A 20,457-nucleotide genomic window follows, 5' to 3' on the forward strand; every position below is an offset into this window, starting at 1 on the left:
TCAGGCTTTCGACAACACCTCCCCCGCACGCCGGGGAGGAGGAATATAAAAATGACCTTTGCTGTTCAAAACAACTACGGCGCCTATGTCGTTAGCGCCCTGTTTGATGCCGCCGATGAGGCGATTGTCGCCTTGTCCGATGGGCGGGTGGTGTTTGTCGATGTCGATATGAGTTTCGACGCCCACCCCAATGCCGGGATTTTATGCGCGGTCATGCACCCGACCGGCGTCGGCGTGGTTACTGGCGGTGATGACGGGCGCGTGGTGTGGACGACCAAGGATTCTCAGCCCATAGAGCTTTTGAACATCAAGGGTGCGTGGTTTGATTCTGTGGCCGTGAATGCCGAGGCCATGCTTCTGGCGGCGGCATCGGGCAAAAAGGTCTATATCTATGACCTGGCAAAAAAAACTGAACCCAAAATTTTCGAGCACCCGAACAGCGTCTCAGGGCTGGTGTTCGACCCGAAGGGCCGTAAGTTATACTGCGCCTCTTATAATGGGGCCTATGTCTGGTTTTCGCGCATCCACCCGCAAAAGCCGCAACTGCTGAAATGGGCCGGATCGCACACCGGCATTGCCATCTCCCCTGATGGTAAGTTTGTGGTTACCTCAATGCAGGAAAACGCCCTGCACGGCTGGCGGTTATCCGACTCCAAAGATATGCGCATGGGTGGCTATCCGACCAAGATCAAGTCGATCGACTTCTTTGCAAAGGGCAAGCTTTTGGCCACTTCCGGGGCCAATGGTGCGGTGGTTTGGCCGTTTCTGAAGGCTAACGGGCCGATGGGCGAAGAGGCGTCTGAGATCAATGCCGATGAGTCGTCTATGATCACGGTTGTGGCTGGCGCACCAGATGATACAGTGCTGGCCGCAGGTCTGGACGATGGCCGGGTCTGGGTGGCTGAGCTGCAATCGACGGGTATTGAATACATCCAGCGCGAAAAAGGCTCACCCATCTCTGCGCTGGCGGTATCAGGGGATGCGGCCCGCATCCTGTTCGGCAACGAAGACGGCCATGTCTGGCTGTTTGAATCGACCCATTAATCTTTATCAGCTATAGTTTCCAGGGCAAGGTTATTCAGGGCGTTTGATGTCGGGGTTGTTCGCAAAGCTTAAATCCGTCAAGTGGGGACGGGTTTTGTTAGGGCTGGTGCTTGGGTTTTTTGTCTTCAGTGTGGCCTCAGTCCTGATCCACCGCTTTGTGCCGGTGCCGGTGACCTTCCTGATGGTCCAGCGCCTGTTTGAAGGCGAAGGCTATGATCATCGCTGGGTGTCGATGAAAAACATCAGCCCTCACCTGCAAACCGCCGTGATTGGCGCCGAGGATGCCCGCTTTTGTAGCCATGACGGCTTTGATTTTGAAGCCATCGAAAAAGCCCAGAAATATAATGCCCGCCATACTAAGAAAAAGCGCGGGGCCTCGACCATATCTCAGCAAACCGCCAAGAACGTCTTCCTGTGGCCCGCGCGGTCGTGGGTGCGCAAAGGGGCCGAGGTCTATTATACCGTCCTGATTGAGACCCTGTGGCCGAAAAAGCGGATCATGGAAGTCTATCTTAATAGTGTCGAATGGGGCCCTGGGGTTTATGGGGCCGAGTCCGCGTCACGCTACTGGTTCAAAAAAAGCGCGTCTGATCTGACCCGTGCCGAAGCCTCACGCCTTGCGGCCATACTGCCGAGCCCGCGTAAGTGGCGGGCGGCCAAGCCGGGTAAATATGTCGCCAAACGCTCCGGCCGCATCCGCGCCAATGCCTCATCTATCAAGGCGACCGGCGACATGGCGTGCCTGAATTAGTTAATAGCTAATATCCCGCGCAACTATTGGGTTGACGATTAAGCTCAAATGCCTTTCCCTGTGGCCGTTCTGTTTCAGGGAGAGGGTTTCATGATCATCAAGCGTTTGATGCTGTCCGCCGCTATGGTCGCTATCTTAAGCGGCTGCGCCACCACGTCATCGGTAGAGCCCACCGCGCCACCGATGGCCACGGCCCCCGAAGCGCCCGTGATGGCGACGAAACCCACACCGGCTGAGGCCAAGGCTTTTGTCGATGCGGCCGAGACAAAACTGTCGGAAATGAGCGAATATGCCGCGCGGGTGCAGTGGCTGCGGGCAACCTATATCAATTTCGACAGCATGTGGCTGGAATCCAAGGTCAACGGCGAATTCACTGAGCAGACAGTTAAATATGCCATGGAAGCCGCCAAATATGACGGCGTTGATGTCGATCCAGTCACGGCGCGTAAACTCAAGCTTTTGAAACTGGCCCTGTCTCTGCCCGCCGCCGACCGTCCGGGGGCCGCCGATGAACTAGCCAAGCTGTCAACCAAGCTGGACTCGGTCTATTCGACCGGCAAATTCACCTATAACGCCAAGACCTACACGCTGAATGACGCCTCAGAAGTGATGGCCAGATCGCGCAATCCGGCCGAGCTGCGGGCCATGTTTGAAGGCTGGCGCACCGTCTCTCCGGCCATGAAGGCCGACTATACCAAGCTGATCGAACTGTCGAACGAAGGCGCCAAGGGCTTAGGCTTTACGGATGCTGGCGCCATGTGGCGCTCAGGCTATGACATGGAACCCGATGCCTTTGCCGCGGAAACTGACCGTCTGTGGGCGCAGGTTGAGCCGTTCTATGAGAACCTGCACTGCTATGTCCGTAACAAGCTCAATGAAAAATACGGCGATGCGGTGCAGCCGAAAAACGGGCCGATTCGCGCGGATCTGCTCGGCAATATGTGGGCGCAGGACTGGGCCAATATCTATGATATCGCGGCCCCCAAGACCGGCAATTATAAGCCCGCCTATAACCTTGATGCCCTGCTGAAATCGAAGAAGTACGATGAGATTAAGATGGTCAAGACCGGTGAGGGTTTCTATACCTCGCTCGGACTGGCACCTCTGCCGCAAACTTTCTGGGAACGCTCGATGATCGTGCGCCCGCGCGACCGCGAAGTCGTCTGCCACGCCTCGGCTTGGGATCTGGATAATGCCGACGATATCCGCATAAAGATGTGTACTCTGGTCAATGGCGAAGACCTCTATACGGTTCACCACGAACTGGGTCACAACTACTATCAGCGCGCCTATAAGAACCAGCCGTTCCTGTTTAAGAACGGCGCTAACGATGGTTTCCACGAAGCGATCGGTGATTTCGTAGGTCTGTCGTCGGTCACGCCGACCTATCTCAACCAGATCGGTCTGCTGGATAAGGTGCCGGCGCAAACCGACGAAGATATTCCGTATCTGCTGAAAATGGCGATGCAGAAGATCGCTTTCATGCCCTTTGGTCTGCTGGTCGATCGCTGGCGTTGGGAAGTCTATTCTGGCCAGATCACACCGGCGCAATATAATGACCGCTGGTGGGCGCTGGTCAAAAAATATCAGGGCCTGACCCCGCCGGGGGCACGTCCCGTCGCCGCCTTCGATCCGGGTTCAAAGTACCATGTGGCAGCGTCCGTGCCCTATACGCGCTACTTCCTGGCCCACGTCTATCAGTTCCAGTTCCAGAAAGCCGCCTGCGATCAGATCGGCTTTAAGGGGCCGCTTTATCGCTGCTCGATCTACGGGGAAAAGGCGGTCGGTGAAAAGTTCAACAAGATGATGGAGATGGGCCAGTCTAAGCCGTGGCCGGATGCGCTCGAAGCGTTCACCGGCACGCGCCAGACCGATGCCTCGGCGGTGACGGAATATTTCGCGCCGCTCAACACCTGGCTGATCCAGCAGAACAAGGGTCAGAAGTGCGGTTGGGAGGCCTAGTCGCTCACCTCTAAAGTCCTTCGCTGACGCTCAGTGTACTTTAGAGGTGTAAAAAATCTCCTCCCTGTGCCGCCGGCATGGGGAGCGGGGCGGCCCGTGCCGTGGATCGGCGCGTAAGCGACGAGACGGAGGGGGGCCTAGGTCAGCTTAATTTCGCGCAGACGTTGCTGGAGGAAGTCCTCGGCAGTGATGGGGTCGGGGAACTGGTTGGGGCGGTCTGCGGTGATGCAGTTCGGCAGCGTTTCGATCACATAGGGCGGCTCGAAATGCAGGAAAAACGGCGTCGAATAGCGTGAAAAGTCCTTACGGCCTTTGGCGGGATTGACGACGCGGTGGATGGTCGAGGGCAAAACGCCATTGGTCAGGCGCGACAGCATATCGCCTATATTTATGACGATGCAGCCCTCCGGCGGGGTGATCGGCAGCCATGTGCCGTCACGATCTTGAAGCTGCAGGCCCGGTTCTTCGGCTCCCATCAGCAGGGTAATGACATTGATATCGCCGTGGGCACCGGCGCGCACACTTTCACCCGCAGCGGTCACGGGCGGATAGTGGAGCAAGCGCAGCACCGAATTGCCTTCGCGCACGGTCGGGGTGAAAAATTCCGGATCGAGTTTCAGATAGAGGGCAATGGCTTTCAGCACCCGTTTGCCGAGGAAATCGAGCGCGGTATAAAGCTCCGAAACGTGATCTCTAAAGCCGCTGACTTCGCCCGGCCAGACGTTTTCCGGCCAGACGTTTTCCGGCATGTAGTCGCGGTAGGGGTGGCCGTCGGGCAAATCGCGTCCGGTATGCCAGAATTCCTTAAGGTCGTGGTGGCTGGCGCCCTTGGCCGTCTCGATCCCAAACGGGGTATAGCCGCGCTGCCCGCCGACGCCGACCTTATATTGCATCTTGGTTTCAGCGGGGAGGGCGAAAAACGCCTTGGTATCATCAAGCGCCTGATCGACCAAAGTCTTATCCAGCCCCGCCCCGTCCTTATCGAACAGGCCCGATAGTACCGCGAAACCATAACGCTCAAACGACGCCCCCAGACTTTGGGCAAAGGCGTCGATATCCTCGGCATAAAGGCTGATCGGCACGGGGGTGATAGCGGAAGCGGTCATGGGGAAAACCTGTCACAATAGATACGTGTTGGGTGGCTATTGCTCTAATCTGGACGCGGCGGGCGCGCAAGGGATCAAATGCCGCACTTGTGGAGCCACACTAACCCGCGTAATTCTATCACAGTCGCCCAAAACTTCGGCGGTTGAGGAAATTTTAATTGCGGGGCGGCTTTAACCATTGTTCATATCGGTTTAAAGTCACAAAGTTTGGAATCGAAAGAGCCATTGCGCATAGCCATGAGATTGTGGGCTCACAAACCCTTAGCAGCGTCAAATATCCGCGGCCTTAGCGCCGGGGCGCTTTTGTGCGCCTTGTGGTTATCGCTGATGGCCCTGCCTGCCGTAGCCACACCTGCGGTAACGGAGGCGCCCGCCTCGGCCTCGACGGATCAGGTTCTGGCCGAAATGGTCGACCCGAAATTCCAGCCGATCAATTCGACCAAGGCGCTCAAATCATCTGAGCAGTCGGTGGTGCGGGTGCTGGTGGTTTATCGTGGTTTTGGCGGCGTGCCGCTCGATGCGGTCGGCATGGGCTCCGGCTTTGTGGTCGCCCCCGGTTATATCGTCACCAATTTCCATGTGGTCGAAGCCCCGCCCGAAGCGTCATCGGCGGAAATCTATATCGTGCCGCATAAGGACACCGGCGCGGGCTATCAGCAGGTCGAACTGGTTAAGTCGTGGACCGAAGGTGATCTGGCGCTGTTGAAAGCGCCATCGCTCAAAGTAGCACCGCTAAAGCTTTATTTGACCCCGCAAAAGAACCAGCGCATCATCGCCATGGGCTATCCCGGCGTGACGGATCGTTTGCTGAAACGCGGTGGGACGGAGCTTTTGGTGCCGGCGGATGCCTATGTCACTCAGGGCTCGATTGCGCTGTTTGCGTCGACCAACCCTGATGGCGGACGGGTCGATACGCTGTTTCATACAGCCCCTGTCAATCCGGGCAATTCCGGCGGCCCGCTGCTCGATGAATGTGGTCAGGTGGTCGGCGTCAATACCTGGAGCGCGGCCTCATCCTTGTCGGACAGCGGTGATTTCGATGTCCCGGCCGGACAATATGTAGCCACCCATGTATCGGCGCTTAATACCTTTTTGAGTTCGGCGGGCATTACCCCGCAGATTCAGGGTGAGGCCTGCTACGCCAAGTCTGAGGATGAAATCTCGAAAGACGATGCCCTGACCAAGGCGCTGGCGGCGGCGGCCGAAGCCCAGCGCCAACGGCTGGAGCAGGCCAAAAAGGCCGAAGCCGCCTCGGCTCTGATGGATCAGTTGCAACTGGCGGCCCTCGTCGTACTGTCGGTTCTGGTTCTGGTGCTGATTGTCGTCCATATTCGTCGTGAGCGTGAACATAAGGAAAAGGCGGCACCGACGGCCTATGCGCCAGAGCCCGATACGACGCCTGAAACGGCGGATGCCAGGCCCCTGCACCTGAAAACGACACCGGCCAAGGTGCGTATCAAGCACCCCTTCCCGTGGGGCTGGACCCTACTTGGGGTGCTGGTGGTCATACTGGCCATGGTGTTTGTGGTGCGCGATTCCGGCCTGTGGGAACGCCATGCGGCCAAGAAAGCCGCCGCTGAGACCGCGCCCGAAGGACTGGTGCGGCTGGCCTGTGAGGTCGATAAATCCGCATCGCCGCGTCCGCTGAGCGGGGCGGGCCCGACCGAATTTGAGTTTGAGGCCTCGCGCGCCTGCGTCAATAATCGCACCCCTTATGAGCGTCAGGCGGATGGGTCATTACTGCGCTTTACGGTCAGCGACTCTGAGCCGTTTGCGGCAAAGCTTGAACTATCTAAGGATGGTCTGCGGTTTAAACGCAGCGATTACCGCCTGTCAGCAGAAGCTCATCAGGCCTATGTGTCTCAGCGAACGGCGCTCGGCACCTTGCGCTGTGCGTCACCGGATAATGCCGGTCAGCAGGCAGCGTTGAAAGACAATTTGCAAAAGGTGCGCACTCTGGCGCAGTCTTACCTGACGGCGGCACCGGAAACCCAGACCGTATGGCGTTGTCATAAAACTGAGGCCGTCAAGGCCATAAAATAACAATCCTCATCGCCTTTTGATGGCAGGCTTATGGCTCCCTTATTTTTGGATGGGTCATCGGCATTGGTTGTTTGCGACGTTCATTCTAGGTTCAGCAAAACTGGAATAGTTTCAGCTCATATCCGCTTCAACCCATGAATGGCGGAAGGTCTGAGCTTAAGGGAGAGTTTAAGCATGAAAAAAGTTCTGTTAGGTTTCGCCGCCACCGGTATTTTGCTGGCGGGCTGTACGACCACCGACCCAAATACAGGTCAGGTGGTGCGTGATAACACCAAAACCAATGCCATCATTGGCGCTGCGGTCGGGGCTGCGGCGGGTTATGCCACCAACACCAATAAGGGTGAGCAGGGCCGCAAAAACGCGATCATCGGTGCCGGTATCGGTGCGCTCGGTGGCGCGGCGGTTGGCAACTATATGGATAAGCAGCAGGCTGAACTGCGTAAAAAGCTGGCTAATACCGGCGTGACGGTCGATCGTAATGGCAATGTCATTACCCTGAACATGCCGTCCGACGTGACCTTCCCGGTCAATGGCGATCAGGTTGATACCCGTTTCTACAAGGTTCTGGACGATGTTTCGGGTGTGCTGAAGGATTATCCGTCGACCTATATCGATGTGATCGGTCACGCCGATTCGACCGGCGCTGATGATTACAATCAGGCCCTGTCGGAGCGTCGCGCCAATTCAGTGGCCAACTATATGTCGAGCCGCGGCGTAGCTTATCAGCGTATCTATGTGGCCGGTGCCGGTGAAACCCGTCCGATCGCCTCAAACGATACCGAATCGGGTCGCGCCCAGAACCGTCGCGTCGAAGTGACCCTGCGTCCGGTTGAGCAGTAATTTCTAAATACCTCTGATCTATAACAGGCGGCATGACATCCTCATGCCGCCTGTCTTTACTTGGAGCCGAAGTTGACGTTCTCACCCCCGATGAGGTGATGTCGGCCATTGCGCAGTCGGTGACCGCAAAACGCCGGATGGTGATCGCCAATCACAATCTGCACAGTCTTTATCTATTTCATCGCCGCTCAGACATGCGCGCCTTTTACGCTAAGGCCGACCTGATCGAGATCGATTCTACGCCGATGATCCTGTGGGGGCGGTTGCTTGGCAGGTGCGTATCGCGGGCCCATCGCTGCACCTATCTCGATTTTCGCGAAAGCTTCTGGGCGCGGGCGCAAAGTGAGGGCTGGCGGGTCTGCCATGTCGGCGGAGCGCCGGAGCATAACCCGTTATCGAAGGCGGCGATTTTGAACCGCTACCCTGATGTGCATCTCGATATGCACACCGGTTATTTTGATGTGACGGGCGCTGATAATGAGCGGCTTTTGGCCGAGCTGGCGGCCCATAAGCCCGATGTTTTGCTGGTCGGCATGGGGATGCCGCGTCAGGAACTGTGGATTCTCAATAATCTGGAGCGACTGCCGGAGTGCGCAATCATGCCGATCGGGGCGGCCTTCGATTATGAAGCGGGCGTCATGTATACGCCGCCGCGCTGGACCGGGCAGATCGGCATCGAATGGCTTGTGCGCTTTTTCCATGAACCGAAGCGTTTGTTCAGTCGCTACTTCCTTGAGTCCTGGGTGCTTATCCCCCATGCTATGAGGGATGTTTTTACGCGCTCAGAGGCCGCGCAGGCTCGCCGCATTAGCGGCGGCGGGCGGTCGCCCTTGCCGAAGCGTAAAACGCTTCGGAAGCGAAAGCCGCGTTAACTACGCCTTAAGCGCACCACCGCATCATGCGCACATGTAACTGGAGTTTCGACCATGTCCGCACCGTTATACCGTGATTTTGCCCCTCAGATGGACCCCGTTCAGGGCAAGGTGGTTCTCATCACAGGCGCCACCGGATCATTCGGGCGTAAGATGGTCATGACGCTGCTGCGCGACTATGACCCGAAGAAGGTCATCATTTTTTCGCGCGATGAGCTTAAACAATATGAAATGCGCGCCGAATTGGAAGAGATGTTTCCCAAGGAAAAAATATCACGCCTGCGTTTTTTCTTAGGGGATGTGCGTGATCGTTTGCGACTGGTTACAGCCTTTCGCGGGGTCGATGTTGTCATCCATGCCGCCGCGCTGAAACAGGTGCCGGCGGCGGAATATAACCCGTCCGAATGTATTGCCACCAACGTCAATGGGGCGGAAAATGTCGTCTCGGCCTGCCTTCAAACCGGTGTGCATCGGGTGGTCGCACTTTCGACCGATAAGGCCTGTTCACCAATTAATCTTTATGGTGCTACCAAGCTGGCGTCTGACAAGATTTTCGTGGCCGCCAACAATATGGCGGGCGATACCGGCATCCGGTTCTGCGCGGTAAGGTATGGCAATGTCATCGGCTCACGCGGGTCGGTGGTGCCGCTGTTTAAGCGCCTGATCGCCAATGGCTCCAAGACCCTGCCGATCACCGATCCACGTATGACACGGTTCTGGATCACGCTCGATCAGGGCGTTAATTTTGTGCTGTCGTCGTTGGAACTGATGCAGGGCGGGGAAATCTTCGTGCCCAAGATTCCGGCGACCCTGATGACAGACCTTGCGACCGCTATGGCCCCTGAGCTTGAGCAGCCCACAGTCGGCATCCGGCCGGGGGAAAAGCTGCATGAGGTCATGATATCGGCCGATGATGCGCGCTCGACCTATGAACTGGATGACCGCTATATCATTGAGCCGGAATTTGCCGAATATACCCGCAAAAGCTTTGCCAAGGTGCGCGGGGCAAAGCATGTGCCGGAAGATTTCTACTATGCCTCGGATGTCAATCCTGAGCGGCTGGACATCGACGGCATCAAGGCGCTTTTGGCCGCCTACACAGGGTAGGGGCGATGTTGAGCCAGCCCTTTTTGGTCTATGGCCGCCAGTCGATTGATCAGATTGACATCGATCACGTCATTGAGGCGTTGCAATCCGATTTCCTGACCACCGGGCCGTGGGTGGAACGCTTTGAGCGCGAACTGGCAGCCTATGTCGGCGCAAAAGAGGCGGTGGTGGTCGCCAACGGCACGGCAGCGCTGCATCTGGCCATGTTGGCTTTGGGGGTGGGGTCGTCAGATGTTATCATTGTGCCGTCGATTACCTTTGTCGCCTCGGCCAATTGTGCGGCCTTTTGCGGGGCGCGGGTGGTGTTTGCCGATGTTGATCCGCTGACCGGCCTGATGACCGATGAGACGTTTGAGGAGGCGCTAAAGATTGTGCAGCGTGACTATAGCGAACTGCGTTTTAGAGGCGTGGTGCCGGTGCATTATGCCGGTCGTCCGGTGACGCTCGATCAGATCGCAGGTCGGTGTGCTGAGTTGGATGCTTTTGTGGTCGAAGATGCCTGCCATGCGCTTGGCACCGTCGATAAAGGCGTCATGACCGGCGCGTGCGAATATTCACAGATGGCGTTGTTTTCTTTCCATCCGGTCAAGACCCTGACCACCGGCGAAGGCGGGGCGATCATGACTAATGACCCCGAACTGGCGCGTAAACTGCGCAGCCTGCGCAGCCACGGCTTAGAGCGCGATCCGACGCGATTTACCGGACTTGGCTTTGGTGACGACCGCGATAGCGGCGGTTGGGTCTATGAGATGCAGGCGCTGGGCTATAACTACCGTCTGCCCGATTTAAACTGCGCGCTGGGGGTGTCGCAACTTAACAAGATGCCGCACTTTGCCGCTCGTCGCCGCCGGTTGGTTGAACTCTATCAGGCGGCACTCGCTTCGGCGCGCCTGCCGGTAAGCTGGACAGCACCCGCGCCGGAGAGCGATCCGGTGTTTCACCTGATGGCGGTGCAGATTGATTTCCGCAGTCTCGGCAAAACCCGCACTGAGGTGATGGCGCAGTTAAAAGCACGCGGCGTCGGCACGCAGGTGCATTATATCCCCGTTCATCGCCAACCCTATTGGCAGCAGCACGCGCTCGGACAACGCGATTTGCCGAGAGCCGATGCCTATTATAGCCAGACCCTGTCCCTGCCGCTCTATCCCGATATGACTGACGCAGATCCGGCGGCGGTGATTGCCATCCTGAAAGAGGTGTGCGGCCTATGAGTTATGAAATCGAGATCGCCGGACGCAAGATCGGGTCGGCTCATTCGCCCTACATAATCTGCGAATTATCGGGCAATCATAACGGCTCGCTGGAACGTGCATTGGCGCTGGTCGATGCGGCGGCGGAGACCGGCTGCGACGCCATCAAGCTTCAGACCTATACCGCCGACACGATTACCATGAAGTCCGATCGGCTTGAGTTTTTCATCGGCGGCGGGCCGTGGGAAGGCTACGCCCTGTGGGACCTCTATAACGAAGCCCATACCCCCTGGGACTGGCACGAAGCCCTGTTTGAACGGGCAAAATCGCGCGGTGTGACCATGTTTTCGTCGCCCTTTGATGAAACCGCGGTTGATCTGCTGGAGGGGCTGGGGGCGCCGGCCTATAAAATCGCCTCGTTTGAGATGATCGACCTGCCGCTGATTGCCTATGCTGCGTCTAAGATGAAGCCGTTGATCCTGTCGACCGGCATGGCCAATCTGGCCGAGATCGACGCAGCGGTGGCGACGGTGCGCAAATACGGCAACGGTCAGTTTGTCCTGCTGCATTGCGTCAGCGAATATCCCGCCGACATCAACGATGCTAATGTGCGTGTGGTGCCTGATCTGGGGGCGAAATTTCAGTGCCCGTCGGGCCTGTCTGATCATACCTTTGGCACGGCGGCCTCGGTTGCTGCGGTGGCGCTCGGCGGCTGCGTTATTGAAAAGCATTTCACCCTGGCGCGGGCCGATGGCGGGCCGGATTCGAGTTTTTCGCTGGAGCCTGCCGAATTCACCGCCCTTGTGCGCGACTGCAAGGACGCGCATCGGGCCTTGGGGAGTGTGCATTACGACACCCTGGGGTCTGAGCGCGGCTCAAAGACCTTCCGGCGCTCGCTCTATGTGGTCGCCGATGTCAAATCCGGTGAATTGCTGACCAAGGACAATGTCCGCTCGATCCGTCCGGGTCTGGGCTTGCCGCCGGTCAGACTATGGGACGTGCTGGGCAAACCAGCCGCCCGTGATCTGATGCGCGGAGAGCCCTTATCAGACGATATGGTGGGTTAGTTTCTTTTGAAAAAATTCAGAACATCAATTGGTCGAGTTGCAGTAAGAATTTTTTCGAGCTTTCTAATAGTGTCGCTGTGCTCATGTCCGACGACACCCAAACTACGGTGATAACGAAACGGAGATTGTTTCACTTCCGCGGCTTCAAGGGCTAATTTTGCGTGATATTTTGATTTTGGGATGTTCTTTAAATCAGCGTGAATTAGGCCGAGAGCGGCGTTCCATTTGAAATGTGCATCTGGAAAAGGTGATTTTAATTCAATCGAATCCAAGAATGCCAAAACGCTTTCATACTCATGTTTGATGGCGCGAGTGGCTATCAAATAAGGATACATGGTCGCGGACGTGCCTTGAAATTTGGGGTTCTCTCTTTCAATCTGTAGAGAGATTTTCATGCAGTTAATGGCGTCGTCATATTTTTCCACAGCCAGATAGACATCTCGCCTGACATCCCACGCCCGCCCATCATGATATATTGTGGATTTGGTCTCGAAATAAATATCAATGAGTTCCAGAGCTTTATCAGGGAACTTATCCTTGAGATAAACAGCTTGGATGACCAGATATTGATCACGCTGGCTGCGACTGCGCTTTAATTTTGCGAAAAAGGCAGCCTCGATATCCTCCTCCCAAGTTTCATTTCTGTACCAATCTTCGCTACTCATCGGCGTTTCAACACCTCAAACGCAACCTCGGCTACCTCCCAGTCTTCGGGAGTGTCGATATCGTGGACCAGATGGCGGGGCAGGATGACCGGCACGGAAACCGGTGAAAAGGCGATATGGCCCTCAAGCCAGGCCTCGGTCTTACCCCAATAGAACTGGGCGGCGTCATGATAGGCGGGCTCTAAATCCTGCGAACGCTTAGTTAGGTTCTCCGGCCAGAACATATCGACGCTGCCGTCCGGCGTGCGCTTCAAGGCGCGCTGGATGGGAAAGGCAAACGATGTGACGGAAAACGCAAAGGATTTGTTGTGCGCCAGCAATGTGTCATGACCCTCAATCAGGCTTTCAACCTGAATGAACGGGGCGGTCGCGTAGATGCAACAGGCCAGATCAAACTCGATACCTTGCGCCTTAAACCAATTGATCGCATGGACCACGACGGCCCCCGTGCCGGTGTGGTCATCAGCCAGTTCGGGCGGTCTCAGGAACGGGATTTCTGCGCCGAAACTTTGCGCGACCTCAGCGATTTCAGCATCGTCGGTCGAGACGATTACCCGTTCAAACAGGCCGCTGTCGATGGCCGCACGGATCGAATAGCTGATCATCGGCTGACCATGAAACGGCTTGATATTCTTACGCGGGATACGCTTTGAGCCGCCGCGGGCGGGGATAATGGCAATAGCGCTCATCGCAGAAAAATCCGGTTGATATAGGGATCATAGCCGCCGGGATTATCCATAATGGGGGCTTTCGGGCAGTGCGGTGAGGCATAGAGATTATACTGGATGGCCAGCAGCAGGCGCGGCTTATTGACCGGCAACTGGCCCTTGTGAAAGCCATACACGTCCTCAAGAAACCACGATCCGGCGGGGCCGGTAATGGCCGTGAGGCGATCCGCCCCAAACGCCTCCGTAATGGCCGCATCGGTCTGGGCCTTGCCGGTCTCAAGTGCGCGGTCATGGTGTGAGCCGCGCACAAACATATGGGGGCCCGCCTCGTCGTCAACGTCGGTCAGGTAGTAGAACAGCTTGATGTTTTGCACACAGTCGTAATCGCGGTGAAAGCGCTGCACCCCCTTGGCGGTATGGCGTTCAGGGTACGACCAGAAAGCCCCGATATTATCGACCACTGGCTTGCAGCCTAACCGCAATTCCATCGCCTGCAACACGTCTGGCCGGTTCATCAGATCGAGCATGTGGGGGGCGCGCAGGGTTTCCTCCGGCGTGTAATAACCCATATTGATCTCATCTGCGGGCGGTGCGTCCCAGCCGAACTTACCTACCTGCGGGCGGAACGGATCATGGCAGGGGGTGGCCTTGAAGTAGTCCACCACCTCATTCAGCACATCGCCCGGTATGGCCGGTTGCACCGGGGTCAGACCGTCCTGTTGCAGAGTTTGGCACAGGGTTCGTGCCCTATCGGACGGGGCGAATTCGGGGGTTTTAGGTTTAACCGCGCCGATGAGGGCCGCCACGCCGCCGCGTTCAGGCAAACCCAGCGTCGGCAGAAGGTCATATGCCATATTGCGGGAGTCAATCGCGGCGCGCTCGGAAAACCGTTTCAGGGACGGCACGCGAGTCCTTAGCCGTTCTGAAAAGGTCGGGGTCATTTTAAAGCCCTGCGAGGTCTGCCAGGTCGTTGAGGGTTTTGGCCTGTTTCAGTTTTTCATTATCGACGATCCGGTCGAGGTCTGAATCGACCATGGCCACGAACGAGATAACGGCCAGGCTGTCCCAGTTGCCGAGGGCATCCAGCGTTTCATCACCTGTAAGGCCGGTGGCTTCGGTTTCCAGAATCTCCGCTACAGCGGCGAAAAAAGCTTGCTTGTCCATGTACGGTACTCCGGTAGTGCGTTGCGCGAATCATGAGGCTGAACGTTGCGGTCTGGTCACAGGGAATATGGTTTTCGTCAATATTTGCTTAAAACTTGCTAACTAAGGTTAACGCGACATCGTCCCAAACCCTACGGAGGGCCGGCATGACTTCAGCCCGTTTAAGCGGCATTGGTATCAAGGGTGTGCGGGTGTGCGTGCCTAAGGATATCCGCCGTCTTGAGGACGAAGGCCTTTTTCCCGAAGCGAAAGACCGCGACCGTCTGACCGGCTCGATCGGGGTGATAGAGCGCCGGGTGGCGGCTGAGGGGGTGACGACCTCTGATCTGTGCGAACGGGCGGCGGTAAACCTGCTGGCCGAACTGGGCTGGGCCAAGGATAGCATCGATGTGCTGATCATGGTCACTCAAAGTCCTGATTTCGTTATTCCGGCGACCGCCTGCACCCTGCAAACGCGGATGGGCCTTGGCAACTGTCTGGCCTTTGATATCAATCTGGGCTGTTCGGGGTATCCCTACGGTTTGTGGACGGCAGCCAGCTTGCTAAAGACACTAACGGTTGAAGGCAGGCCTGCGCGCGCGCTGGTTCTGGCCGGGGATATTTCGACCGTAAAACTGCTCAAAGACGATAAGGCGACCGTGCCGCTGTTTGGCGATGCCGGTTCAGCCACGGCGCTGGAGGTCGATGACGCTGGCGGTATCTGGCACGGTGTGTTCGGCACAGATGGTTCCGGTGCTGAGCACATTATGGTCAAGGCGGGCGCTATGCGGCGCTCATTAGTGCCGACCGATGAACCCAAATCGCCCGAAGACCAGGCGGCCCTTTATAAGGAATCGCGTCTGCATCTGAACGGGGCGGAAGTGTTTAACTTCACCCTGCGGGCCGTGCCGGCGCTGGCCAAAGAGTTGTTTGAGACGGCGGGTATTACGGCCGATGATGTCGATTATGTCGTGCTGCATCAGGCCAATGCCTTCATGCTCAACCACCTGCGCAAGAAAATCGGCCTGCCCGAAGAGAAGGTGCCGATTGCGCTGGGGTCATACGGCAATACGTCCTCGGCCTCGATCCCGCTGGCTATGGCATCGCACCTGTCGAATGAACTGACAAAGCCGCAGCGGATTGTCATGATGGGCTTTGGGGTGGGGTGGTCGTGGGGGGCGATCAAGCTTGATATGGCCGCGATCCCGGCGCCCCAGATCGATGAATACTGAATATGTTTGACGGGCTCTATAGCGGGTTTACCTCTGACGTTTATCTCAGGCCCGACGTGTTCGAGGCTGAGATGGAACGGGTGTTTGCCCCGTCCTGGCTGTGTCTGGGCTTTACCGATGATCTGCAAAGCCCGAACGATTTCATTACCCGTCAGATCGGTAAGACCAATATCGTCGTGCAGAATGTCAAAGGCACATTACGGGCCTTTCGCAATGTCTGCACCCACCGGTTTTCACGCATTCAGTGCGAGGCGAAAGGTAACCGCCCGCTGACCTGCCCCTATCATGGCTGGTCGTTTGATGGTAACGGCACCCCGGTCGGCGTGCCCCATAATGCCAAAAGTTTTGACCTGAGTGACGATGACCGGCAGGCTTTGCGGCTGGAGGCATTTGCGCTTGAGACCTGCGGTCGATTTGTGTTTGTGCGCATGGCCGCGGACGGGCCGGATCTGCGCGGGTTCTTGGCTGGGTTTTATGACATCCTAGAACATCTGAGCGATACCTGCCCGGAGCGGTTCGACAGCCACCAGGCGTCGTGGGATTTTAACTGGAAGCTGGGCATGGACAATGCCGCCGAAGGGTATCATGTCCCGCTGGTGCACCCCGAAAGTTTCGCGGCCATGTTAAAGCCCGATCTGCGCCTGACGGCTGAGGGTGAGCACGGTTATTTTCTGGGCGATTTTCGCGAACAGTCGGTGAAATGGTGGGCCGGCGTATCCAAGGCCATCGGATTGCAGACCACGCCGCGCTATCCCGAATATGCCTGTTTTCTGGTCTTTCCCAATATGGTTATCAATATGAGCTGGGGCGGGTTCTATTCCGCCCTGATGTTTGATCCGATCGGGGTGGATGCCACCGCGGTCAATGCCGGGCTGTTTCTGGGCCGCAATAAGGGCGGGGCTGCCCGTGAGATGATCGTGGCGCAGCTAAAAGACTTTTCCGATAAGGTGCGGGCCGAGGATCACGGCATCTGTGTCAAGGTGCATCAGGGGCTGACATCGATGGCCACACCGCGCGCGCCGCTGCTGGGTAAGATGGAAGATGCTTGCGCCCATTTTCATGCTGTCTATGCCAACCGAATGAAGGGGGCCTTATGAGCGATCTGATGCCGGTTCAAAATCCCGTGCGTGAACCGTTCAATCCGATGTCACTGGAAGGGCGCACTATTCTGGTGACGGGTGCCTCAAGTGGTATCGGTAAGGGTACGGCCATCTATCTGGCCAAGCTGGGCGCGCGGGTCATTGCGTCGGGCCGTAATGCCGAAAGATTGCAGGAAACGCTGAATGAGATGCCGGGTGAGGGCCATGTCGGGCGGGTGCTCGACCTGGCGCAGCATGAGCTGATCGTGCCGTGGATGAAGGAAACCTGCGCGCTTTATGGCCCCTTAAATGGTCTGGCGCACTGTGCCGGTATTCAGTCGATGCGACCGCTGCAAACGGTTAATCTTGACTATATCCGTGAGGTGTTTGACGCCAATCTGACGGCGGCGCTGGTGCTGGCGCAGGCCATGCGGCTCAAGGGGTGCCATACGCCGCAGGCCTCATTGGTGTTTGTGGCCTCAACCTCGGCCTTGCGCGGCGCATCCGGCAATTCGGTCTATGCGGCCTCAAAAGGCGGTATGGCGGCCATGACGCGCAGTCTGGGGATTGAACTGGTTCGTGACGGGTTGCGGGTCAACTGCGTCGCCCCGGCGCTGGTGGATACGCCCATCGCCCATGCCTATCGTAAGCTGACCGAGGATGGCTATCAGCGCCTGACCGCCGCCCATCCGTTGGGGATTGGCTACCCCGAAGATGTCGCCGCGGCTGTGGCGTTTTTGCTGGCCGACACGTCGCGCTGGATCACCGGCTCGATTATGGCGGTCGATGGGGGCCTGCTGGCATGACCGCCGTGGCTACCCCTAAAGCCCCGTCTCGGCGCATCAGTTTGTCGCTGAATAACGATCATAGCTGTGCGCCGCTCAGCTATCTGGAGATGGGACGTGTAGACGGGCCGGTGCTGGTCTTCCTGCATGGATTGGGGGCGGATTGTCTGGCCTGGCATTACTGTCTGCCCGCGTTTATGGCGCGCTACCGGATCATTGCCCTCGATCTGCCGGGGCATGGCCGATCGGGTGTTGATGTGGGTGATGGCGATGTTGCCTTTATGACGGGCTGGCTGGACGAAGCCCTGGCCCTGCTTAAGGTGTCATCGGCCCATGTGGTTGGCCATTCGATGGGGGCCAAGCTGGCCTTGGGGCTGGCCCATCGTCACCCTGAGCGTGTGCAATCCATGACCTTGATTGCCCCCGCAGGTCTTGGCGGGCCTTTCCACTATGAGACCATGGACGCCTATCTTGCGGCGCCATCGCTAAAGACCGCTCATGATCTGGCGCGGTTTCTGGTGACTGAGCGCCATGCCCAGATGGTTCCCGCCCTGGCGCAGGCCCTTTATGAGGCGGTCAGCGATCCCGGACGGCAGGCAGCCTTTGTTAAGCTACTTGAGACGGCCAAGACCTTTGGCGTGGCGCTGTCGCCGGAATGGCGGGACTGGTCGCGGCTGCGCTGCCCCATACAGTTTATCTGGGGCGATCAGGATCGGCTGACCCCGTTAAACGAAGCGGCCTATCTGCCGCCGGATGCGGTGGTCCATGTCCTGCCGGACGTGGGTCATCTGCCCCATGTCGAGGCGGCGGCAGGCGTTGTGGCGCGCTTAAAAGCCTTTCTGGAAACGGCAGTATAGGGATGCGATCATGGCCACCTTTGTAACCCGCGCCCCGGCCCTCAGAGGCATAGTCACGGCCATGCCGTCGCATCAGGAATCTAACCATGATCTGTCGGGGCTATTTGGCGAAGAGATGGTGGGTAAGATCATCGGGGCGACGGGTATTGAAACCCGTCCGGTGTCAGACGGCCTTTTAATCAGCGATATGGCGGTGGCCGCCGCGCAAAATCTGATGGACGGTCTGGGCTGGGACAAGGACAGCATCGATCTGCTGGTTTTGGTGACCCAGACGCCGGACTATCCGTTACCGGCGACCTCCTATGTGGTGCATGGCCGACTGGGCCTGCCCATGACGACGGCGACCCTTGATCTGCGGCTGGGCTGTTCGGGGTTTGTCTATGGTTTGAGCGTCATCTCGTCGATGATGGCGGCGGGCGGCCTCAAGCGGGCGCTACTTATCGGCGGCGATGTCATCAACACCATGATCGCCGATGATGACAGGGCGCTAAGGTTGCTGTTCGGGGATGCGGTGGCGGCGACGGCTTTGGAAGCGTCAGATGACGATCACCAGATTGGCTTTGATCTGGGGGCCGATGGGTCGGGTGCGCCACATCTGATCTCGGAAACCGGCGGGGTGGCCCATCCCGGCGATCCGCGCCTTTATATGGATGGGGCGCGGGTATTGTCGTTTTCCCTGCGTCAGGTAGCCCCGTCTGTAGCGCGGGCGCTAGCGGCGGTGAATATGGCGGCTGATGACATGGATCATGTTATCCTACATCAGGCCAACGCGATGATGATTCAGTCTTTGGCCAAAAAAATCGGCCTGCGTGATGAGCAGGTGGTGGAGGTGGTCAGAGACTATGGCAATACCGGCCCGGCCTCGATCCCGCTGGCGATGTGCGAGACGTTCCATCAGGTGACGTCGCAGGCTCCGGTCAATCTGCTGCTCAGTGGGTTCGGTGTAGGCTGGTCATGGGCGTCCGCCGTCTGGCGCACACCAAAGCCTTGCTATTGCGATATTCTCCGCCTGCCGCATAAGGATCAGCTTTAATGGCGCGTTTGTGGATCAGAACCGAAGCGTCCGCCGCTATTGGCCTAGGCCATTTCATGCGCTGTTTCGCGATTGCCGAAGCCGCTAGCGCGCACGGGTGGAAGGTGAGCTTCATCCTTAATGAGGCATCAAGCGCTGCCCAAAAACAGATGGCGGCCATCGGGGCCAACTGGGTTAAGGTGCAAAGCCGGATTGGCTCTCAGGCGGACGGGGTGGCGCTGCGTACCCTGATTTCCAGCCATCACTGGCTGATCATCGACAGCTATAGCGCGACGCCTGACTATATCGCCGCCATGTATGATCATACCAAAGTGCTGGTCATGGATGATTTGGCGCAACTGAGCCATATCCGCGCCCACATGGTCGTCAACGCGGCGGCGGCGGCCAAAACCCTGCCTTATGACGACATTGCCCCGCAGGCGGTGGCCTGCCTTGGGCCGCGCTACGCTCCGATCCGTGCAGAGTTTAGCCGCGAATATCCAAAGTTCGATCAGGAGGGCTTTATTGCCCTCATGTTTGGCGGGTCAGATCCTAAGAACCTTACCGGTCAGGCGCTCAGTGATCTCTACCATGAGATGTTCCCCATGATCGGCCAGCGCGTCCCGATCCGCCTGATCGCGGGGCCTGTCAATCCGCACATTGAGGCGTTATCGACCCAGATCGCCGGTATGGAGCAGGTGTCTTTGCATATGGCACCTGACAGTGTGGCTGAAACGCTTAACGGTGCGTCGCTGGTCGTGACGGCGGCGGGCGGCAGCGTCGGGGAAATTGCCGCTCAAAGCCTGATGGCACTGGTGCTGATTGTGGTTGATAATCAGGTCATGTCGCTGAAATCGTCACCCTATCCGGTCATGGATGCCCGCGGTGGATTGCCCGATGATTTCGCCCAGTGGGTCGCGACCTTTCTGATGCATCCGGAAATTTGTCAGGAAACGGCCACCCGCGCCAAAGCCCTGATTGACGGCCAAGGGCCGCGCCGGATCGTTGAGATCATGACGGAGCTTAGTCTTTAA

At 57.6% G+C, this 20,457-nt stretch carries 20 protein-coding genes; 15 read left to right on the forward strand and 5 right to left on the reverse strand.

Features of this window, described 5'->3' with window-relative positions; all coding sequences use genetic code 11:
* The first annotated feature begins 51 nt into the window (after positions 1 to 51).
* From OVA03_RS12245 to OVA03_RS12255, 3 genes are all read left to right on the forward strand, one after another.
* Positions 52 to 1,044 carry a WD40 repeat domain-containing protein gene (locus tag OVA03_RS12245; protein WP_267524992.1) on the forward strand — a complete coding sequence of 331 codons (993 nt, stop codon included), beginning with the start codon at positions 52 to 54 and terminating at the stop codon, positions 1,042 to 1,044.
* Positions 1,045 to 1,090: 46 nt separating this feature from the next.
* Positions 1,091 to 1,795, forward strand: a complete 705-nt coding sequence (mtgA, locus tag OVA03_RS12250; RefSeq protein ID WP_267524994.1) for a monofunctional biosynthetic peptidoglycan transglycosylase — start codon at positions 1,091 to 1,093, stop codon at positions 1,793 to 1,795.
* Between the two features lie 90 nt (positions 1,796 to 1,885).
* Complete coding sequence (locus tag OVA03_RS12255; protein WP_267524996.1) at positions 1,886 to 3,757, forward strand: M2 family metallopeptidase; 1,872 nt, start codon at positions 1,886 to 1,888, stop codon at positions 3,755 to 3,757.
* Between the two features lie 137 nt (positions 3,758 to 3,894).
* Here OVA03_RS12255 and OVA03_RS12260 read toward each other — a convergent pair whose 3' ends face one another.
* On the reverse strand, positions 3,895 to 4,863 hold the full coding sequence (locus OVA03_RS12260) for an isopenicillin N synthase family dioxygenase (protein WP_267524998.1): 969 nt from the start codon (positions 4,861 to 4,863) through the stop codon (positions 3,895 to 3,897).
* A 237-nt stretch (positions 4,864 to 5,100) separates the two neighbouring features.
* Between OVA03_RS12260 and OVA03_RS12265 the strand changes: the two genes are divergently transcribed.
* From OVA03_RS12265 to pseI, 6 genes are all read left to right on the forward strand, one after another.
* The gene (locus tag OVA03_RS12265; RefSeq protein ID WP_267525000.1) at positions 5,101 to 6,906 is read left to right on the forward strand and encodes a S1C family serine protease; all 1,806 of its coding nucleotides are present in this window, start codon (positions 5,101 to 5,103) and stop codon (positions 6,904 to 6,906) included.
* 174 nt (positions 6,907 to 7,080) lie between these two features.
* Entirely contained in the window at positions 7,081 to 7,746 is a 666-nt protein-coding gene (locus OVA03_RS12270; protein WP_189484735.1) for an OmpA family protein, read from the forward strand.
* A gap of 32 nt (positions 7,747 to 7,778) precedes the next feature.
* On the forward strand, positions 7,779 to 8,618 hold the full coding sequence (locus OVA03_RS12275; RefSeq protein WP_267525002.1) for a WecB/TagA/CpsF family glycosyltransferase: 840 nt from the start codon (positions 7,779 to 7,781) through the stop codon (positions 8,616 to 8,618).
* A gap of 54 nt (positions 8,619 to 8,672) precedes the next feature.
* The gene (gene pseB, locus OVA03_RS12280) at positions 8,673 to 9,725 is read left to right on the forward strand and encodes a UDP-N-acetylglucosamine 4,6-dehydratase (inverting) (protein WP_267525004.1); all 1,053 of its coding nucleotides are present in this window, start codon (positions 8,673 to 8,675) and stop codon (positions 9,723 to 9,725) included.
* Positions 9,726 to 9,730: 5 nt separating this feature from the next.
* Positions 9,731 to 10,936, forward strand: a complete 1,206-nt coding sequence (gene pseC, locus OVA03_RS12285; RefSeq protein WP_267525005.1) for a UDP-4-amino-4,6-dideoxy-N-acetyl-beta-L-altrosamine transaminase — start codon at positions 9,731 to 9,733, stop codon at positions 10,934 to 10,936.
* Positions 10,933 to 11,982, forward strand: coding sequence for a pseudaminic acid synthase (pseI, locus tag OVA03_RS12290; protein WP_267525008.1), 1,050 nt, complete (start codon positions 10,933 to 10,935; stop codon positions 11,980 to 11,982). The genes pseC and pseI overlap by 4 nt, the downstream gene beginning before the upstream one ends.
* On the opposite strand, the gene OVA03_RS12295 is transcribed toward pseI, so the two are convergent.
* Genes OVA03_RS12295 through OVA03_RS12310 form a run of 4 tightly spaced genes read right to left on the reverse strand, consistent with a single transcriptional unit; the run spans position 11,979 to position 14,479 of the window.
* Positions 11,979 to 12,647: a hypothetical protein gene (locus OVA03_RS12295; RefSeq protein ID WP_267525010.1), complete on the reverse strand. Its 669-nt coding sequence runs from the start codon at positions 12,645 to 12,647 to the stop codon at positions 11,979 to 11,981. The two genes, pseI and OVA03_RS12295, sit on opposite strands and share 4 nt — an antisense overlap.
* Positions 12,644 to 13,336, reverse strand: coding sequence for a pseudaminic acid cytidylyltransferase (pseF, locus tag OVA03_RS12300; RefSeq protein ID WP_267525011.1), 693 nt, complete (start codon positions 13,334 to 13,336; stop codon positions 12,644 to 12,646). Before pseF ends, OVA03_RS12295 begins: the two co-directional genes overlap by 4 nt.
* Complete coding sequence (locus tag OVA03_RS12305) at positions 13,333 to 14,256, reverse strand: phytanoyl-CoA dioxygenase family protein (protein WP_267525013.1); 924 nt, start codon at positions 14,254 to 14,256, stop codon at positions 13,333 to 13,335. The genes pseF and OVA03_RS12305 overlap by 4 nt, the downstream gene beginning before the upstream one ends.
* 1 nt (position 14,257) lies before the next feature.
* Positions 14,258 to 14,479: an acyl carrier protein gene (locus tag OVA03_RS12310; protein ID WP_267525015.1), complete on the reverse strand. Its 222-nt coding sequence runs from the start codon at positions 14,477 to 14,479 to the stop codon at positions 14,258 to 14,260.
* 146 nt (positions 14,480 to 14,625) lie between these two features.
* Between OVA03_RS12310 and OVA03_RS12315 the strand changes: the two genes are divergently transcribed.
* Genes OVA03_RS12315 through pseG form a run of 6 tightly spaced genes read left to right on the forward strand, consistent with a single transcriptional unit; the run spans position 14,626 to position 20,457 of the window.
* Complete coding sequence (locus OVA03_RS12315; protein ID WP_267525017.1) at positions 14,626 to 15,690, forward strand: 3-oxoacyl-ACP synthase III family protein; 1,065 nt, start codon at positions 14,626 to 14,628, stop codon at positions 15,688 to 15,690.
* A gap of 2 nt (positions 15,691 to 15,692) precedes the next feature.
* Positions 15,693 to 16,787, forward strand: coding sequence for an aromatic ring-hydroxylating oxygenase subunit alpha (locus OVA03_RS12320; protein ID WP_267525019.1), 1,095 nt, complete (start codon positions 15,693 to 15,695; stop codon positions 16,785 to 16,787).
* A complete protein-coding gene (locus tag OVA03_RS12325) occupies positions 16,784 to 17,575 on the forward strand; it encodes an SDR family NAD(P)-dependent oxidoreductase (RefSeq protein WP_267525020.1) in 792 nt (263 codons plus the stop codon). The genes OVA03_RS12320 and OVA03_RS12325 overlap by 4 nt, the downstream gene beginning before the upstream one ends.
* Complete coding sequence (locus tag OVA03_RS12330) at positions 17,572 to 18,411, forward strand: alpha/beta fold hydrolase (protein ID WP_267525022.1); 840 nt, start codon at positions 17,572 to 17,574, stop codon at positions 18,409 to 18,411. The genes OVA03_RS12325 and OVA03_RS12330 overlap by 4 nt, the downstream gene beginning before the upstream one ends.
* Positions 18,412 to 18,421: 10 nt before the next feature.
* A complete protein-coding gene (locus tag OVA03_RS12335; RefSeq protein ID WP_267525023.1) occupies positions 18,422 to 19,444 on the forward strand; it encodes a ketoacyl-ACP synthase III in 1,023 nt (340 codons plus the stop codon).
* Positions 19,444 to 20,457 (forward strand): UDP-2,4-diacetamido-2,4,6-trideoxy-beta-L-altropyranose hydrolase, encoded by a 1,014-nt coding sequence (gene pseG / locus OVA03_RS12340; protein WP_267525026.1) that lies wholly within the window; start codon positions 19,444 to 19,446, stop codon positions 20,455 to 20,457. The genes OVA03_RS12335 and pseG overlap by 1 nt, the downstream gene beginning before the upstream one ends.

Source organism: Asticcacaulis sp. SL142, from assembly GCF_026625745.1.
Lineage (GTDB): Bacteria > Pseudomonadota > Alphaproteobacteria > Caulobacterales > Caulobacteraceae > Asticcacaulis.

Bases quoted from the DNA above. Each gene is read 5' to 3' on its own strand.
- OVA03_RS12315 (WP_267525017.1), top strand. From the start codon at position 14,626: ATGACTTCAGCCCGTTTAAGCGGCATTGGTATCAAGGGTGTGCGGGTG.
- OVA03_RS12305 (WP_267525013.1), bottom strand. From the start codon at position 14,256: ATGACCCCGACCTTTTCAGAACGGCTAAGGACTCGCGTGCCGTCCCTG.
- OVA03_RS12330 (WP_267525022.1), top strand. From the start codon at position 17,572: ATGACCGCCGTGGCTACCCCTAAAGCCCCGTCTCGGCGCATCAGTTTG.
- OVA03_RS12325 (WP_267525020.1), top strand. From the start codon at position 16,784: ATGAGCGATCTGATGCCGGTTCAAAATCCCGTGCGTGAACCGTTCAAT.
- OVA03_RS12270 (WP_189484735.1), top strand. From the start codon at position 7,081: ATGAAAAAAGTTCTGTTAGGTTTCGCCGCCACCGGTATTTTGCTGGCG.
- pseF (WP_267525011.1), bottom strand. From the start codon at position 13,336: ATGAGCGCTATTGCCATTATCCCCGCCCGCGGCGGCTCAAAGCGTATC.
- OVA03_RS12295 (WP_267525010.1), bottom strand. From the start codon at position 12,647: ATGAGTAGCGAAGATTGGTACAGAAATGAAACTTGGGAGGAGGATATC.
- pseI (WP_267525008.1), top strand. From the start codon at position 10,933: ATGAGTTATGAAATCGAGATCGCCGGACGCAAGATCGGGTCGGCTCAT.
- OVA03_RS12255 (WP_267524996.1), top strand. From the start codon at position 1,886: ATGATCATCAAGCGTTTGATGCTGTCCGCCGCTATGGTCGCTATCTTA.
- mtgA (WP_267524994.1), top strand. From the start codon at position 1,091: ATGTCGGGGTTGTTCGCAAAGCTTAAATCCGTCAAGTGGGGACGGGTT.
- OVA03_RS12275 (WP_267525002.1), top strand. From the start codon at position 7,779: ATGACATCCTCATGCCGCCTGTCTTTACTTGGAGCCGAAGTTGACGTT.
- pseG (WP_267525026.1), top strand. From the start codon at position 19,444: ATGGCGCGTTTGTGGATCAGAACCGAAGCGTCCGCCGCTATTGGCCTA.
- OVA03_RS12260 (WP_267524998.1), bottom strand. From the start codon at position 4,863: ATGACCGCTTCCGCTATCACCCCCGTGCCGATCAGCCTTTATGCCGAG.
- OVA03_RS12265 (WP_267525000.1), top strand. From the start codon at position 5,101: ATGAGATTGTGGGCTCACAAACCCTTAGCAGCGTCAAATATCCGCGGC.
- OVA03_RS12320 (WP_267525019.1), top strand. From the start codon at position 15,693: ATGTTTGACGGGCTCTATAGCGGGTTTACCTCTGACGTTTATCTCAGG.
- pseB (WP_267525004.1), top strand. From the start codon at position 8,673: ATGTCCGCACCGTTATACCGTGATTTTGCCCCTCAGATGGACCCCGTT.
- OVA03_RS12245 (WP_267524992.1), top strand. From the start codon at position 52: ATGACCTTTGCTGTTCAAAACAACTACGGCGCCTATGTCGTTAGCGCC.
- pseC (WP_267525005.1), top strand. From the start codon at position 9,731: ATGTTGAGCCAGCCCTTTTTGGTCTATGGCCGCCAGTCGATTGATCAG.
- OVA03_RS12335 (WP_267525023.1), top strand. From the start codon at position 18,422: ATGGCCACCTTTGTAACCCGCGCCCCGGCCCTCAGAGGCATAGTCACG.
- OVA03_RS12310 (WP_267525015.1), bottom strand. From the start codon at position 14,479: ATGGACAAGCAAGCTTTTTTCGCCGCTGTAGCGGAGATTCTGGAAACC.